16 protein-coding genes, 2 tRNA genes and 1 pseudogene are annotated in these 15,790 nt (G+C 71.0%); 14 read left to right on the top strand and 5 right to left on the bottom strand.

Annotated elements, in window-relative coordinates; translation table 11 throughout:
- Positions 1–90 precede the first annotated feature (90 nt).
- From gyrA to IF43_RS0102690, 3 genes are all read left to right on the top strand, one after another.
- Complete coding sequence (gene gyrA / locus IF43_RS0102700; protein ID WP_234331929.1) at positions 91–2,640, top strand: DNA gyrase subunit A; 2,550 nt, start codon at positions 91–93, stop codon at positions 2,638–2,640.
- An 8-nt stretch (positions 2,641–2,648) separates the two neighbouring features.
- A complete protein-coding gene (locus tag IF43_RS0102695) occupies positions 2,649–3,251 on the top strand; it encodes a DUF3566 domain-containing protein (RefSeq protein ID WP_030193297.1) in 603 nt (200 codons plus the stop codon).
- Positions 3,252–3,345: 94 nt separating this feature from the next.
- A tRNA-Ile gene (locus tag IF43_RS0102690) sits at positions 3,346–3,419 on the top strand.
- A gap of 78 nt (positions 3,420–3,497) precedes the next feature.
- On the opposite strand, the gene IF43_RS37760 is transcribed toward IF43_RS0102690, so the two are convergent.
- A complete protein-coding gene (locus IF43_RS37760; RefSeq protein WP_158939139.1) occupies positions 3,498–4,574 on the bottom strand; it encodes a caspase family protein in 1,077 nt (358 codons plus the stop codon).
- A gap of 613 nt (positions 4,575–5,187) precedes the next feature.
- Between IF43_RS37760 and IF43_RS38860 the strand changes: the two genes are divergently transcribed.
- Both IF43_RS38860 and IF43_RS0102670 read left to right on the top strand, forming a co-directional pair.
- Positions 5,188–5,322, top strand: a complete 135-nt coding sequence (locus IF43_RS38860) for a DLW-39 family protein (protein ID WP_208809277.1) — start codon at positions 5,188–5,190, stop codon at positions 5,320–5,322.
- Positions 5,323–5,483: 161 nt separating this feature from the next.
- On the top strand, positions 5,484–6,743 hold the full coding sequence (locus IF43_RS0102670; RefSeq protein ID WP_158939137.1) for a hypothetical protein: 1,260 nt from the start codon (positions 5,484–5,486) through the stop codon (positions 6,741–6,743).
- A gap of 7 nt (positions 6,744–6,750) precedes the next feature.
- On the opposite strand, the gene IF43_RS0102665 is transcribed toward IF43_RS0102670, so the two are convergent.
- Both IF43_RS0102665 and IF43_RS0102660 read right to left on the bottom strand, forming a co-directional pair.
- A complete protein-coding gene (locus IF43_RS0102665; protein ID WP_030193290.1) occupies positions 6,751–8,193 on the bottom strand; it encodes a serine/threonine-protein kinase in 1,443 nt (480 codons plus the stop codon).
- A 28-nt stretch (positions 8,194–8,221) separates the two neighbouring features.
- Positions 8,222–8,770 (bottom strand): transcriptional regulator, encoded by a 549-nt coding sequence (locus IF43_RS0102660; RefSeq protein ID WP_030193289.1) that lies wholly within the window; start codon positions 8,768–8,770, stop codon positions 8,222–8,224.
- Positions 8,771–8,929: 159 nt separating this feature from the next.
- Here IF43_RS0102660 and IF43_RS0102655 point away from each other — a divergent pair.
- Together IF43_RS0102655 and IF43_RS35985 are read left to right on the top strand one after the other, a co-directional pair.
- Positions 8,930–9,002, top strand: a tRNA-Ala gene (locus tag IF43_RS0102655).
- Between the two features lie 194 nt (positions 9,003–9,196).
- Entirely contained in the window at positions 9,197–9,667 is a 471-nt protein-coding gene (locus IF43_RS35985; RefSeq protein ID WP_037887229.1) for a LysM peptidoglycan-binding domain-containing protein, read from the top strand.
- Between the two features lie 170 nt (positions 9,668–9,837).
- On the opposite strand, the gene IF43_RS0102645 is transcribed toward IF43_RS35985, so the two are convergent.
- On the bottom strand, positions 9,838–10,497 hold the full coding sequence (locus tag IF43_RS0102645) for a DUF5324 family protein (protein ID WP_158939135.1): 660 nt from the start codon (positions 10,495–10,497) through the stop codon (positions 9,838–9,840).
- A gap of 207 nt (positions 10,498–10,704) precedes the next feature.
- Here IF43_RS0102645 and IF43_RS0102640 point away from each other — a divergent pair, with 207 nt between their 5' ends.
- A complete protein-coding gene (locus IF43_RS0102640; protein ID WP_030193285.1) occupies positions 10,705–11,247 on the top strand; it encodes a peptidylprolyl isomerase in 543 nt (180 codons plus the stop codon).
- A gap of 47 nt (positions 11,248–11,294) precedes the next feature.
- Positions 11,295–12,185, top strand: coding sequence for a rhomboid family intramembrane serine protease (locus tag IF43_RS0102635; RefSeq protein ID WP_030193283.1), 891 nt, complete (start codon positions 11,295–11,297; stop codon positions 12,183–12,185).
- 188 nt (positions 12,186–12,373) lie between these two features.
- On the opposite strand, the gene crgA is transcribed toward IF43_RS0102635, so the two are convergent.
- Positions 12,374–12,628, bottom strand: coding sequence for a cell division protein CrgA (gene crgA / locus IF43_RS0102630; protein ID WP_030193281.1), 255 nt, complete (start codon positions 12,626–12,628; stop codon positions 12,374–12,376).
- 92 nt (positions 12,629–12,720) lie between these two features.
- On the opposite strand from crgA, the gene IF43_RS0102625 reads away from it, so the two are divergent.
- The 5 genes and pseudogenes from IF43_RS0102625 to IF43_RS0102605 all read left to right on the top strand — a co-directional run.
- Positions 12,721–13,470: a DUF881 domain-containing protein gene (locus tag IF43_RS0102625; protein ID WP_030193279.1), complete on the top strand. Its 750-nt coding sequence runs from the start codon at positions 12,721–12,723 to the stop codon at positions 13,468–13,470.
- The gene (locus IF43_RS0102620; protein ID WP_051794577.1) at positions 13,442–14,173 is read left to right on the top strand and encodes a class E sortase; all 732 of its coding nucleotides are present in this window, start codon (positions 13,442–13,444) and stop codon (positions 14,171–14,173) included. Before IF43_RS0102625 ends, IF43_RS0102620 begins: the two co-directional genes overlap by 29 nt.
- Positions 14,174–14,205: 32 nt before the next feature.
- On the top strand, positions 14,206–14,379 hold the full coding sequence (locus IF43_RS40340) for a hypothetical protein (protein ID WP_030193277.1): 174 nt from the start codon (positions 14,206–14,208) through the stop codon (positions 14,377–14,379).
- Positions 14,376–15,014 carry an aminodeoxychorismate/anthranilate synthase component II gene (locus tag IF43_RS0102610; RefSeq protein ID WP_030193275.1) on the top strand — a complete coding sequence of 213 codons (639 nt, stop codon included), beginning with the start codon at positions 14,376–14,378 and terminating at the stop codon, positions 15,012–15,014. Before IF43_RS40340 ends, IF43_RS0102610 begins: the two co-directional genes overlap by 4 nt.
- Before the next feature lie 59 nt (positions 15,015–15,073).
- Positions 15,074–15,784, top strand: a pseudogene (locus tag IF43_RS0102605) (class E sortase); the annotation flags it as partial.
- Between the last annotated feature and the right edge of the window lie 6 nt (positions 15,785–15,790).

Here is a 15,790-nt window from a genome sequence, read left to right as displayed (position 1 = left end):
AAGGATTTCTGAACGGCCATGGCCGACGAGAACGTGCCCGAGTCCTCCGGCACCACCACCGAGAACACCGAGGCCGCGGAGGAGCAGCAGATGCGGATCGAGCCCGTCGGGCTCGAGACGGAGATGCAGCGCTCCTACCTCGACTACGCGATGTCCGTCATCGTGTCCCGCGCGCTGCCCGACGTCCGCGACGGCCTCAAGCCCGTCCACCGGCGCGTGCTGTACGCGATGTACGACGGCGGCTACCGGCCCGAGAAGGGCTTCTACAAGTGCGCCCGCGTCGTCGGCGACGTCATGGGCACGTACCACCCGCACGGCGACTCCTCGATCTACGACGCCCTGGTCCGCCTGGCCCAGCCGTGGTCGATGCGCATGCCGCTGGTGGACTCCAACGGCAACTTCGGCTCGCCGGGCAACGACCCGGCCGCCGCCATGCGCTACACCGAGTGCAAGATGGCGCCGCTGTCGATGGAGATGGTCCGCGACATCGACGAGGAGACCGTCGACTTCACGGACAACTACGACGGCCGTAACCAGGAGCCGACGGTCCTGCCGGCGCGCTTCCCGAACCTGCTGGTCAACGGCTCCGCCGGCATCGCCGTGGGCATGGCCACCAACATCCCGCCGCACAACCTGCGCGAGGTCGCGGACGGCGCCCAGTGGTACCTGGCCAACCCCGAGGCCTCGCACGAGGAGCTGCTGGACGCCCTCGTCGAGCGCATCAAGGGCCCGGACTTCCCGACCGGCGCGCTGGTCGTGGGGCGCAAGGGCATCGAGGAGGCGTACCGCACCGGTCGCGGCTCCATCACGATGCGCGCGGTGGTCGAGGTCGAGGAGATTCAGAACCGCCAGTGCCTGGTGGTCACGGAGCTTCCGTACCAGGTCAACCCGGACAACCTGGCGCAGAAGATCGCCGACCTCGTGAAGGACGGCCGGATCGGCGGCATCGCCGACGTCCGCGACGAGACCTCCTCGCGCACCGGCCAGCGCCTGGTGATCGTCCTCAAGCGGGACGCCGTCGCCAAGGTCGTGCTGAACAACCTGTACAAGCACACCGACCTGCAGACGAACTTCGGCGCGAACATGCTCGCGCTGGTGGACGGCGTGCCGCGCACGCTCTCGCTGGACGCGTTCATCCGCCACTGGGTGCACCACCAGATCGAGGTCATCGTCCGGCGCACGAAGTTCCGCCTGCGCAAGGCGGAGGAGCGCGCCCACATCCTGCGCGGCCTGCTCAAGGCGCTGGACGCCATCGACGAGGTCATCGCGCTCATCCGGCGCAGCGACACGGTCGAGGTGGCCCGCGAGGGCCTGATGGGCCTGCTGCAGATCGACGAGATCCAGGCCAACGCGATCCTCGAGATGCAGCTGCGCCGACTGGCCGCCCTGGAGCGCCAGAAGATCGTCGCGGAGCACGACGAGCTCCAGGCCAAGATCAACGAGTACAACGCGATCCTGGCCTCGCCGGAGAAGCAGCGCGGCATCGTCAGCGAGGAGCTGGCGGCCCTCGTCGAGAAGTTCGGCGACGACCGGCGCTCCAAGCTGGTGCCCTTCGACGGCGACATGTCCATCGAGGACCTCATCGCCGAAGAGGACATCGTCGTCACGATCACCCGCGGCGGCTACGTCAAGCGGACCAAGACCGACGACTACCGCTCGCAGAAGCGCGGCGGCAAGGGCGTCCGGGGCACGAAGCTGAAGGAAGACGACATCGTCGACCACTTCTTCGTCTCCACCACGCACCACTGGCTGCTGTTCTTCACCAACAAGGGCCGGGTCTACCGGGCCAAGGCGTACGAGCTGCCCGACGCCGGCCGTGACGCCCGCGGGCAGCACGTGGCGAACCTGCTGGCCTTCCAGCCGGACGAGCAGATCGCGCAGATCCTGGCGATCCGCGACTACGAGGCCGCCCCGTACCTGATCCTGGCCACCAAGGCCGGCCTGGTGAAGAAGACGGCGCTGAAGGACTACGACTCGCCCCGTTCGGGTGGCGTGATCGCCATCAACCTGCGCGAGCAGGAGGACGGCAACGACGACGAGCTGATCGGCGCCGAGCTGGTGTCCGCCGACGACGACCTGCTGCTCATCAGCAAGAAGGCGCAGTCGATCCGGTTCACCGCCACGGACGACTCGCTGCGCCCGATGGGCCGGGCCACGTCGGGCGTGAAGGGCATGAGCTTCCGCGAGGGGGACGAACTCCTCTCGATGAATGTCGTGCGGCCGGGTACTTTCGTCTTCACAGCGACGGACGGCGGCTACGCGAAGCGCACGCCCGTCGACGAGTACCGCGTCCAGGGTCGCGGCGGCCTCGGCATCAAGGCCGCCAAGATCGTCGAGGACCGCGGGTCGCTCGTCGGAGCGCTGGTGGTGGAGGAGAACGACGAGATCCTCGCCATCACGCTCGGCGGTGGTGTGATTCGTACGCGAGTCAACGAAGTCAGGGAGACCGGCCGTGACACCATGGGCGTCCAGCTGATCAACCTGGGCAAGCGCGACGCCGTCGTCGGCATCGCGCGCAACGCCGAAGCCGGGCAGGAGGCTGACGAGGTCGACGAGACCGAGGCAGCCGAGGGCCAGGCCGCGGAAGCACAGGTCACCGAGGCAGTCGAGGGCGTCGAGCCCTCGGCAGGGGAGCAGTAGGAGTAAGCGTGAGTGGAGCCACGGGCGCCGGATCGGCCACGTCTGGAGCGAACGGCGCCCGTGGCGCCGCCACCGACTCCAAGGGGGGTGCGACCGCCGTGAGCGACCCGCGGGAGCCGCAGCCGCAGGCTGCCGGCCCCTACCATCCGCCGCAGGCGTACCAGGCCCCCGCGGGGCCCGGTACGCAGCGCGGCGAGCAGCAGCAGCGCGTGGCGCGCACCGGGGCGCGGACGACGCCCCGGACGCGCAAGGCGCGGCTGCGGGTGGCCAAGGCCGACCCCTGGTCGGTGATGAAGGTCAGCTTCCTGCTGTCGATCGCACTGGGCATCTGCACGGTCATCGCGGCGGCGGTGCTGTGGATGGTCATGGACGCCATGGGCGTCTTCTCGACCGTCGGCGGCACCATCAGCGAGGCCACCGGTTCGAACGAGGGCAACGGGTTCGACCTCCAGTCGTTCCTGTCGCTGCCGCGCGTACTGATCTTCACGTCGGTCATCGCGGTCATCGACGTGGTGCTGGCCACCGCGCTGGCCACCCTGGGCGCGTTCATCTACAACCTGTCGGCGGGCTTCGTGGGTGGTGTCGAGCTCACCCTCGCCGAGGACGAGTAGAGCCGTTCTCAGTTCGGTTCCCAGGGCTCTGACCAGCGATTTGGGAACTACCGGGTCTGTGCGCTAATCTTCAGGAGTCAGCGCGCAGCGCGGAGGGGCTATAGCTCAGTTGGTTAGAGCGCATCCCTGATAAGGATGAGGCCACAGGTTCAAATCCTGTTAGCCCCACAAGACAGAAGGCCCCCGGACCACAGGTCCGGGGGCCTTCTGGCGTTATGCCCCGACAGCGGCGGCCGGGGCTCCTGCTCAGCCGAGTGGTGCCCTGCGGTACCGCAGGTTGACCGCCAAGGGCATCAGCCCCATGGAACCCCGTGCCTGCAGCTGCGGGAGGGGCCGTGCCTTGGCCACGGCCCGTCGGTACAGCTCGTGGTAGACGGAGTCGATGTCGAGTACCGGGGGCCCGTCCGGAATGCCGTGACGGAGGATGTCGATCAGCTCCCCCGTGAAGGCCGTGTAGGGCTCGCCCGCCGGAGCGAGCGCCACTCGATTCGGAGAGGAGGAGGTCAGGAGGACCGTCCCCTCGATGTCTGCGAGGGGGACGGTATCGACGTCCCCCATGGAGTTCATGGCCCGTCCGCTGTAGCAGCAGTCGAGGACGACCACTTTGCGTTGGGCTCCGCTCCGCAACAGCATGCGGCGAATCCAGTTGTACTGGAGCCTCGTGTACTCGGCATCGGGGCGGCTGTCGGGGAGCGCCAAGGACAGCTCACCGCTTTCGGAGTCGATGAGCCCATGTCCTGAGAAGTACAGCAGCAGGGTGTCGGTTGCCTCGTCACTGGCCTCCTGGACGAGGTCCAGGACCTTGGTCGCGTCGCGCGGATCGACCAGCACCTGGGAGTGCTCTGCCGCGAACGCCGCGGTGGGGTGGGTCAGCGCGGCGGCCAGGTCGCGCAGCCCTGCCGGGACCGAGGGCAGGGGCGGCAGATGAAGGTAGTCGCGGACCCCGAAGAGGACGGCGCGGCAGCGGTCGGGGTCCGGCAGGAAGGACCGCGGCGACGACGCGCGCACGAGCCGGGGGGTCTCGGGTGCCGCATACGCCGGTGACGCCGGCCGCGTGGCTTCCTGCCGCGGGGGACGCGTCGCTTCCTGCCTCGGTGGAGGGCGATCCGTCCCGCCGGCCAGCGGGTCAAGTGCCAGTTCCTCGTCGGCCAGCAACCACAGCTGATTGAACCGGTCGCCTTCGACGGACGCGTCGAGCGCGTGTGCACGGTGCGCGAGTACCTGGACGACACACATGGTCAACTCCCAGTCCGGCAGCCGACGGTGGGTGAACAGGTCGTGGACGCGCGTGTGGCTGGGCGGAGGGTTCAGGAGGCCCTTCAAGGCCGTGGCGATCTCCCGGGTGCTGGGCCGCCCCGCACGATGCAGCAGCCCGTGGAGTGCGTCGCTGAGGTCCCTGCGTGCCCCTTCGGGCAGATCGGGGCGTGCCAGGTGCCGCCTGACGCCTCTCATCGGGACCCCCTCCGCATGTGGTCACCTGAGCGACCATCATCCCGCAGTTCCGCGTCAGCCGATGTCAGCTCTCGTCAGCCGATGTCCGACGTTGTTGCCCTGTGGAGCACACCGGCGTCTTCCGTCAGGGGGAACGCGAGCGGCCCCAGCCTGGTTCCACGGCCGCGAAGCGAGCGCGGCGCTCCGGAGGAGGCATCGCATGCACCTGTTGTGGGAGGGACTGCTGACGCAGCTCCCCTCGGCGTTGATCACAGCCGTCGCGGTGGGCGTGACCACGTGCGTGGTCCGTGGCCGTGCCCGGCGCCGCCGGGCGCCGGGGAGCGGCGAAGACTGACGGAGGCCTCGTCGCTCATGGTGGCGGGGCACGTCACGGACCGTTTCCGGGTGGGAGTCCGGTCGTTCACCAGGTCACCGATCGGTATCGATCGGAAGGTATAGTCGGCGCCAGAAGTCCCCTACGTCAACGAAAGACGAGGTTCGCGCGGTGAAGAAGCTTCTCCTGGTCGCACTGGCCGCCATCGGCGGGCTCCTCGTGTACCGCCAGATCCAGGCGGACCGCGCCGAGCAGGACCTGTGGACGGAGGCGACCGACTCCGTGCCGTCCGGCTCCGGTGTGTGAGACCCAAGGCTGAGTTCATGAAGCCCCGGCTGCTCCTGCGGCCGGGGCTTTGTGCTGTTCTGTCGCAGAATTTTCGCTTTTGCTAAGTTTGGCTTGCCTGCGCAAATTCGGGGTGGGGTGTGAAGAGGCTCGGGTCGAAGGCTCTGGTCACAGCGCTGGCGGTGGCGTTGGCAGGCGCTCCCGCGGCGGCGTACGCAGCTCCCGCGCCGGCACCGGCGGCGTACCGGCCGGCGCCGGGGGCCCGGACGGTCACGGGGGGAGACAGCACGGCCGACGGGCCGGAACTGGCCACCGGGCGGACGTACGAGGACACGCTGGAGGCGGGCCGGGACCGCTACTACCGGCTGGAGCTGGACGCGCGGTCCAGCGTGTACGTCGCGGCGACGGTCCGGCCGGAGCGGGACGCGGCGGTCACGTACGCGGACGGCGTCGAGGTGGTCCTCATGAGCGCCGGGGGCAAGGAGTGTCCCGGCGCGGAGCCGGCACGGTTCGGCAACGACCAGCCCCGGCCGCTGACCGGCGTGGCCGTGCGCAGGCTCCAGGAGGACGCCGCCTGCCAGGAGGCCGGGACCTACTACGTGAAGGTCTCGCGGACCGGCGCCGAGGACGCGGACCGGTCCGACTGGCCGATGGAGCTGCACGTCATGCGCGAGCCGGCGCTGAGCGGCGGGAACGCCCCCGGAGCGGCGCCGTCCGTGTGGCCCTCGGCCTCCGTGGTGCCGCCCGGCGGGCAGGGCGTACGGCGCAGCGGGGGCACGGGCTTCAACGACGCGCGGGCGCTGGACGCGGGCGTGTGGCGGGACGACATCCAGCCGGGCCAGACCCTGTACTACCGGGTGCCGGTGGACTGGGCCCGTCAGCTGAGCGTGCACGCGGAGCTGGCCGGGGCACGGATGACCAAGGACTACGGCTTCGCCTCCTACGGGCTGGTCACCCAGGTCTACAGCCCGGTGCGGGCTCCGGCGGCCTCCGAGGACGGGACGTACAGCGGCAAGCAGCTGGAGGTCGCGCTGGGGCCGCTGGCCCCGGTCTCCTACGACAACCGGTGGTCCTCCGACCCGAGGACCCGGCAGCTGAGCGCGGCCGGTTGGTACTACGTGGCCGTCACGCTGAACCGGAAGGTCGCGGAGTTCACCACCGGCTCGGTCCCGCTGACGCTGCGGATCACCCTCGACGGCACCGCGCGCCCCGGACCCCCGTACGCGGAACCGGGCGCAGCCCGGGCCGGGTTCGGGATCGTCGCGGCCGACCGGGACGCGGCGAAGGCCGGTCAGACGGCGGCCGAGGCCGCCGACGCGGAGGCCCGGCGGGGCACCCTGCGGCTCGTGGCCGCGGGCGGGATCGGCACCGGGACGGTGCTGGTGCTGGGGCTCGGGGTGTGGACCCTGCTGTCCCGGCGCCGGACGGTCGCCGGGCGGTGACGGGGCTTCAGGCCTGGGTGAGGGCCCAGATCCCCACGGCGAAGCAGACCAGGGCCACCAGGAGCACCGGTACGGCCACCTTGGCGGGTGGACCGGGACGGGCCGGGGCGGGCGCGGGGACCCGGGGTGCGGCGGGCGGTGGGCCCGCCAGCGGGCGCGGGGCGGTGTAGGCCAGGGTGCCGGCCGTCGGGGACGGCGGGGCCAGGTGGAAGCTGCCCGTCTCCGACATGGCCGACGGCTCCGGAGCGGCCGGCGTCCCCGGCGTGGGCGCCGGCGCCGGCACCGGGGGAGCGGGTGCCGGGGGCCGTGCGGAGGGGCCGGCGGCCTCGGCGGGGCCGGAGGCGGGCCCGAATCCGGGGACGGCGGGTCCGGCGGGTGCGGCCGGTGCGGCCGGTGCGGGCGTGGCGAGGCCGGCCGCCGGAGGCGTGCCGGGCCCCGGTGGCGGGGAGGTCGCGGTCTGCGTCGGTTCGCCGGGGTGGAAGGAGGTGGCCGTGGGCTCGGGGGGTGTTTCACGTGAAACATCCGCGACCGTGACCCCGGAGCCGGGAACGGGGACGGAGCCGGGGACGGCTTCCGGGCCGTCCGGCCCGAAGCCCGGGGGCAGCGGCCCCAGCTGGTCGAAGATCTCGACCGGTTCCTCGTCGGGACCGGGCTCGGGCAGCAGCTCGACCGCCGAGGCGAGCGCCTTGCGCGCCCCTGTGGCGGTCCGGAAGCGCACCGCGGGGTCGGGCTGCACGAGCGTGGCGACGACCTGCCACAGCGGCTCCGGGATGCCTTGAGGGGCCCCCGGAGTTCCGTGGGTCATGAAGTGCTCCACCAGCCCCTGTGCGTCGGGCTTCTGGCCCTGGAGCAGGTAGAGGGCGACGAGGCCGACGGCGAACAGGTCGGCGGGGAAGTCGGGCTCCGCTCCCATGAGTTGCTCGGGTGCGAAGTAACCCGGCGTCCCGACGACGTAGTTGGTCTCCGTCAGCCGCGGCTCGCCCTTGCGCATCGAGATGCCGAAGTCGGACAGCCGCAGGTGCGGACGGCCCGTCCCGGTCGCCTCCAGAAGGATGTTGGCGGGCTTGATGTCGCGGTGCACGACGCCTTCGGCGTGCACCGCCTGGAGTCCGGAGAGCAGCTGGTCGAGGAGCGTGCAGACGAACGAGGGGGGCAAGGGGCCGTAGTCGCCGATGACATGGGCCATGGATCCGCCGCTCACCAGGTCCATGGTGAACAGCACCTTGTCGTCGTCCGCCGCCCAACTGGCCGGAGCCAGCACGTGGGGGTGGTCGATGCGCAGCGCCTGCTCGCGCACGAAGCGCAGCAGGGTGTGGGCGTCGCTCTGCTGGAGAACCTTGGCGGCCACGTACCGCTTCCGGCGCCGGTCCCAGGCGCGCCAGACGGCTCCGACTCCCCCGCGTCCGATCGGATCGATCAGCTCGTACCGACCGGCGAACACCTCACCCATCGTGCTGCGCCCGCTCCCCCCTCTGGTGTCAGCCCTGGTGCGCCTCGTAATGGGCGACCGCGTCGGCGGTGCGGCCGGCGCCGTAGACCCGGAGGAACTCTGCCAGTTCCGGGTGGGTCGGTGCGAGGGAGTCCGCCGCATCGATGATGTCGCCCGCCGCGGCGACCGAGCGCAGCAGCGACTGGATCTCGCGGACCACGCGGCGCACGGTCGGCGCGCCGGAACTCGTGGTCGTCTGCGCGGTGTTGCTCAGGACGGAACCCCCCTGGGTCTTGCGGATCTCGTCCATGCGGTCCGTGGCCTCCACGGCGCTCACGCTGCCGTCGGCGACCAGCCCGGCCAGCTCCTGGAGGGCCTGGACGCGCTGGACCACGGCCGGGTTGCCGATCTTCGCGCGCTGTCCGCTCATGAGCTGGGACAGCATGGGCGCCGACAGGCCGAGCACGGCAGCAAGGCGGGCCTGGTTCAGGCCGAGGTCATCTATGAGTCGGCGGAAGAGCGCGCCGAGGGGCTCTCCGTACCAACTCCGCTGAAGCTCTCTGGCTCTGGCCGTGGCCTCTTGCTGTACTGCGTCCACTACTACTCCCCTTCGCTGGTGCGAACCTCGCGAGCATCTTACGGAGCGTGGTCGCCCGGGGGGAGTCCCCATCATTTTGCGGGATACAGGGGGAGACCCGGTACTCTGGTCTGCGGACGTGGCCGAGGCGTGATCTCGATCGGTCCGATCCGTTTTCGCGGGGCCTTAGCTCAGTTGGTAGAGCGCTGTCTTTGCATGGCAGATGTCAGGGGTTCGACTCCCCTAGGCTCCACAGCAAAACCCCGTCCGACCTGCGGAAACGCGCGTCGGGCGGGGTTTTTCGCGTGCTCGGCCGGTCATGTCGGCGGGGCGGCGGCACCGCGGTGGCGCACCTGGGCCGTCCGTGTGCACGGGGTCGCGTGCCGGGGCCGTCGGGAGCACAGTGGAGGCAGGGGGGTTCCACCCATGCCCCGGAGGCGTAGCTCGATGGGAATCTTCGACTTCCTCAAACACGACAAGAAGCACCCGGCCGAACCGTCCGGGAAGGCCCGTGAACAGCTCCAGCAGCAGATGCCGGCCGCCGACCGACCACCGGCCTCCGGTCCCGCTCCGACGCGGTACGCCGACATGTCCGGCCGGGCGCCGAAGGAGGCGGCCGAGCACCTGACCGCCGAGGCCCCGCCCATGCCCGCCGCTCCGCCGCGGCCCACCGCCCCGCCCGTGGCGCCCACCCCGCCCGCAGCGACCGGCGCCACCGGCACCGCCGCGCCCGCGGCCGCACCGGCCCCGACGAGGCGGACGTACATCGTCCGGGCCGGTGACTCCCTCGCCGGGATCGCCCGGTCCCAGCTCGGCAACGAGGCCCACTGGCGCGAGCTGTACGCCATGAACCGCGGGGTGATCGGCACCAACCCCGAGATGATCCACCCCGGGATGGTCCTGACCCTCCCGAACTGACCCTCCCCGAACTGACCTTCGTGAACTGACGCTCCCGACCCGACCCGACCCCACCCACCGACCCACGGACCACCGACCCACGGACCGGGGCCCGGATCCTCCATCGGATCCGGGCCCCGGGTGTCGTCGGTGCGGTCCCGGCGGGGACGGCCGGTGGACGGCCGGGCCGGCTAGACGACCTCGGCGGGGCCGCTGTCGGCAGGGCCGCCGTTGGCGGGGCCGCTGTCGGCCACCTCGGTGGCCGCGGGCGGCTCGACCAGCCAGTCCGGGTTCGACTGCTGGTCCCACCACCTCCACAGCGCGAAGGCGCCGCCGAGGACCAGCCCGACCACCGCGGCGGCCTTGAGCGCCTTGCCGCACTTGGCCCGCCGCTCGTGCCGGCGGACCAGCCGCTCGATCTCCTTGGCGGTGACCTGCCCCTTCAGGGCCGCCACGGCCGCCGCCGACCGGGACGCGGCCTCCGCGGCGAGCGGCTTGCCCGCGGCGACCGCGGCGTCGATGCGCGGGCCGGTGTAGTCCGCGGCCTGGCGGGCGGCGGTGCGGGCCTGCGCGTAGGCCTTGGTCGCGGCCGTGTCCACCCTCGGCGGGACGTGGGTGCGGGCCTTCGTGAGCTGGGGGTGCAGGTGGGTGTCGTAGGCACTGCGGGCGTACCGGCTCGCTTCGGCGGCCGCGTACGAGGCCTTCGGCGCGAGCCGCTCGTTCGCCTCGTGGGCGTACTGCACGGCCGCGTCCCGGGCGTTCTGTGCGTACGGCGCCACCACTTCCGCGGCGTGCCGCGCGCTCTCCCTGGCCGAACTCCCGGCGGCGCGCACGCTGTCCATGCGGGTCACGTGATCCTCCTCATCGGTGGCGGACGGTGGCAGACACAGTTCACCTTTCCACCCTTTATCGGATCATGCCTGTCAAACCGCCTGTGGGCATGCGGCGACAGGCATCCGGGTGGCCGAACCCGGGCTTTATCCACCCCTTGGCCCGACCGTGCGAGGATCGACGACGTCAGTGCGGACCCATGCTGGACATGCTGGAAGGCGGATTTCGTGGCCGAGAAGCTCTACGCCACCCTCAAGACCACCCACGGCGACATCGAGATCGAGCTGTTCCCGTTCCACGCGCCGAAGACGGTCCGGAACTTCACGGAGCTCGCCGAGGGCAAGCGGGAGTGGACCCACCCCGAGACCGGCGAGCGGACCAGCGCCCCGCTGTACGACGGCACCGTCTTCCACCGGGTGATCAGCGGTTTCATGATCCAGGGCGGCGACCCGCTCGGGAACGGCACCGGCGGTCCGGGCTACACCTTCGCCGACGAGTTCCACCCCGACCTGCACTTCGCCAAGCCGTACCTGCTGGCCATGGCCAACGCCGGCCCGGGCACCAACGGCTCGCAGTTCTTCATCACGGTCGCGCCGACGGCATGGCTGACGCGCAAGCACACGATCTTCGGCGAGGTCGTGGACGAGCCGAGCCGCAAGGTCGTCGACGCCATCGCCGGCACCGCGACCAACCCGCGCACCGAGCGCCCGCTGGAGGACGTCGTCATCCAGTCCGTGGTGATCGAGAAGCGGGACGTCAAGAAGGCCTGACGGGCCTGCCGAGAGAACGAAGGATCCGCGAGGGGGACCGAGGACCGATGGACACCCAGCGCCTGCCGGGCTGCTACCGCCACCCCGACCGTCAGACGGGCATCCGCTGCACCCGCTGCGAGCGCCCGATCTGCCCGGACTGCATGGTCGACGCGTCCGTGGGCTTCCAGTGCCCCGAGTGCGTCCGCACCGGTTCGGGCACCGGCCACGCCCCGGCCGCCAACCAGCCGCGCACGGTCGGGGGCGGGCCCGTCGCGGCCGGCGACCCGGCGCTGGTGACCAAGATCCTGATCGGGATCAACGTCGCGGTGTTCATCGCGGTGCGCGCCATCGGCGGGCCCCCCGCCCACAACGACCTCGTCAACCGCTTCAGCATGCTCGGCCAGGCGTGGTCGGCCGACCCCCTGCAGGGCGGGGTCGTCGAGGGCGTCGCGACGGGCGAGTGGTACCGGCTGCTGACCTCGATGTTCCTGCACGAGGAGATCTGGCACATCGGGTTCAACATGCTGAGCCTGTGGTTCCTCGGCCCGTCGTTGGAGGCCGCCCTGGGGAGGGCCCGCTACCTCGCCCTCTACCTGGTCTCGGGCCTGGCCGGCAGTGCGCTGGTGTACCTGCTCGCCGAGCCGAACGTGCAGACCCTCGGCGCCTCAGGTGCCATCTACGGGCTGTTCGGCGCGACCGCCGTCCTCATGCGCCGGATGCGCTACGACATGCGGCCGGTCATCGCCCTGCTGGTGATCAACCTGGTGATCACCTTCGGCTGGTCCGGGATCTCCTGGCAAGCGCACGTCGGCGGCCTCGTCGCCGGTGTCCTCATCGCCGTCGGGATGGTGCACGCGCCCCGTGAGCACCGCTCGCTTGTGCAGTGGGGGACCTGTGGACTGGTGCTCGCGACAGTGGTCGTGGCCGTGCTCCTGAGGACCGCTGCGCTCACCTGAGCGGGACTTGTCCACAGTCCGTGTCGGATCTTGTGCACCATGTGGAAACGTGTGGAGAAAGCAAGAAGACCCAGGTCGGCGGCCGGATCAATCACACCGGCGTCAACCTGGGTCCAGGTTATCCACAGATCTTCTGTCTTTTCCTCAGGTGTGGATAGCGCTGTGGATAACTTTGCGGAGAGCTTGACTTACTTCCACTGGGTGGATACGCCGAAGCCCGCCGCGATGAAGCCGAATCCGACCACGATGTTCCAGTTGCCCAGCACCTCGATCGGCAGCCGGGTGTCGGTCACGTAGAAGGTGACGATCCACGCCAGACCGATCAGGAACATGGCCAGCATGACCGGTGCCACCCAGCCGCGGCTGCCCAGCTTGATGGTCTGTGCCTGCTTCACCGGCGGCGGCGTGAAATCGGCCTTCTTGCGGATACGTGACTTCGGCACGAGGGTCTCTCCTGTCGATGCGCTGGGGACGAGCCTCCCCCGGGCGTCCGTTAGCGTAGTGGCAAAGGGGGGCGCTGAAGGAGAAGGGTACGTTGAGCGATTCCGTGGGCCGCAGGCCGGTCCGGCTGCTCACCGCGGCCGTGTTCGCCCTGGCCGGGCTGATCTTCGTGACCAGCTTCAACACCTCCAAGGGTACGAACATCCGCACCGACACCTCCCTGCTCAAGCTGTCCGACCTCATCCACGAGCGCAGCCAGGACAACGCCGACCTCGAGGAGAGCACCGGCGCCGTCCGCAAGCAGGTCGACGCCCTCGCCGAGCGCGACGACGGCAGCACCACCGCCGAGGACATCAAGCTCCAGGCCCTCCAGAAGGCCGCCGGCACCGAGCCGCTGACCGGCCAGGCCGTCACCGTCACGCTCAACGACGCCCCGCCCGGCGCCACCGCCCGCATCCCCAACGTCCCCGAGCCCCAGCCCAACGACCTGGTCATCCACCAGCAGGACCTCCAGGCCGTCGTGAACGCCCTGTGGCAGGGCGGCGCCCGCGGCATCCGCGTCATGGACCAGCGGCTGATCTCCACCAGCGCCGTGCGCTGCGTCGGCAACACCCTGATCCTCCAGGGCCGGGTCTACTCGCCCCCCTACAAGGTCACCGCGGTGGGCGACATCGGCGCCCTGCGCCGCGCCCTGACCGCCTCCCCGGCGATCCAGAACTACCAGCTGTACGTCAACGCCTACGGGCTCGGCTGGAAAGTCGAGGACCACAAGCTCCTGACTCTGCCGGGGTATTCGGGCACAGTGGACCTCCACTATGCGAAGCCCGTGGAGCAGGCGGAGTAGCGGCGACGTCCTGCGGCTGACCGTCCGCACCCTCAGCGAGCTGTGCCTGACGGCCGGCACCCTGATCCTGCTCTTCGTCGCCTACGTCGTCCTCTGGACCGGGGTGGAGGCCGACCGGGCCATGGACGGCGAGATCGAGCGGCTGCGGGGCCGCTGGCAGGCCTCCGCGGGCCCCGCCGGCGGCCCGTCCGGCGCCGCCGGAGCCCCCGCGCCTCCCCCCGGGACCCGGGCCGGCGGGACCGCGTACGAGCCGGGCCGGGCCTTCGCCGAGATGTGGATCCCGCGCCTCGGTGCCGACTGGCACAAGCCCGTCCTCGAAGGCACCGGGACCGGGGTCCTCAAGAGGGGACTGGGCCACTACGCCCGCAGCGCCCCGCTGGGCGGGGCCGGCAACTTCGCCGTCGCCGGCCACCGGCGCACGTACGGCGACCCCTTCAAGGACTTCCCCCTGCTGCGCCCCGGCGACCGGGTGCTGATCCACGACGGGGCGACCTGGTACACGTACACGGTCCGGAAGCGGCCGCTGCGCACCGTGCCGACCGACACCGCCGTCCTCGACCCGGTCCCCCGCCGGTCCGGATTCACCGCGCCCGGCCGCTACCTGACCCTCACCACCTGCGACCCGGAGTGGGGCCACAGCCACCGTCTCATCGTCTGGGCGGAACTGACCGAGACCCGGTCCGCGGGCCACCCCAGCCCGTAGTCTGGTGCGGTACACGGAACGGAAGGGACGGCATGTACGGCTGGATCTGGCGCCATCTGCCGGGCAACGCGTGGGTTCGTGCGCTGATCTGCCTCGTCCTCGTGCTCGCCGTGGTCCTCGTGCTGTTCCAGTACGTCTTCCCGTGGGCCGAGCCGCTCCTTCCGTTCAACGATGTGACCGTCGACGAAGGATCGGGAACCCGGTGAGCGCGCGCATTCTGGTCGTGGACAACTACGACAGCTTCGTATTCAACCTGGTCCAGTACCTGTACCAGCTCGGCGCGGAGTGCGAGGTGCTGCGCAACGACGAGGTCGAGCTCGCCCACGCGCAGGACGGCTTCGACGGCGTGCTGCTCTCCCCCGGCCCGGGCACCCCCGAGGAGGCCGGCGTCTGCGTCGACATGGTCCGCCACTGCGCCGCCACCGGGGTCCCCGTCTTCGGTGTCTGCCTCGGCATGCAGTCCATGGCCGTCGCGTACGGCGGCGTCGTCGACCGCGCCCCCGAGCTGCTGCACGGCAAGACCTCCCCGGTCGTGCACGAGGGCCTGGGCGTCTTCCGCGGCCTGCCGTCGCCCTTCACGGCCACCCGCTACCACTCGCTGGCCGCCGAGCCCGCCGCCCTGCCGGACGTCCTGGAGGTCACCGCCCGCACCGAGGACGGGATCATCATGGGCCTGCGCCACCGCGAACACCTCGTGGAGGGCGTGCAGTTCCACCCCGAGTCCGTGCTCACCGAGTGGGGCCACCGGATGCTCGCCAACTGGCTCACCGACTGCGGTGACGCCGGCGCCGTCGAGCGGTCCGCGGGACTGGCCCCGGTGGTGGGCAAGGCCGTCGCGTGACGGCCGTCGCGCCGCCCGCGCCCACCGGGGGCCGGGCCGCGCGGCGCAGGGCCGCACAGGAGGCCGCCAGGCGGGCGCGGCGCAGGCGCCGCGGCGGTCCCCTGGTGATCGCGAGCCGTGCGGTCGGGGAGCTGTTCATCACCCTCGGCGTGCTGATGCTGCTCTTCGTCACCTACCAGCTCTGGTACACCAACGTGCGCGCCGACCGGATCACCGACGGCGCCACCCGCCACCTCAAGCGCGACTGGAACGCGGGCCCGGGGGCCGCCCCCGCACCCACCGCGTTCGAGCCCGGCCAGGGCTTCGCGATCATGTACATCCCGAAGCTGGACGTGGTGGTGCCCATCGCCCAGGGAATCGGCAAGCAGACTGTCCTGGACCGGGGCATGGTCGGGCACTACTCCGAGGGCGCGCTGAAGACCGCGATGCCCTCGGACCCGCAGGGCAACTTCGCGGTGGCGGGCCACCGCAACACCCACGGCGAACCGTTCCGGTACATCAACCGCCTGGTGCCGGGCGACCCGATCGTGGTCGAGACCCGCGACGCCTACTACACGTACGAGACCACCGGCGCCCTGCCGCAGACCTCGCCGGCCAACGTCGCGGTCCTCAAGCCCGTGCCGGAGGGGTCCGGGTTCACCGGGCCGGGCAGGTACATCACGCTGACGACCTGCACCCCCGAGTTCACCAGCACGTACCGGATGATCGTCTGGGGCAGGATGGTCGACGAGCGGCCGCGCAGCAAGGGCGTCCCGCCGGCACTGGGGTAGAGGAGT

Origin of the sequence: Streptomyces sp. NRRL S-87 (genome assembly GCF_000719335.1) — a bacterium.
In the GTDB taxonomy this organism is placed as follows: Bacteria; Actinomycetota; Actinomycetes; order Streptomycetales; family Streptomycetaceae; genus Streptomyces.
The sequence above is the reverse complement of the archived record's forward strand: the minus strand, read 5'-3'. Positions and strand labels throughout refer to the sequence as shown.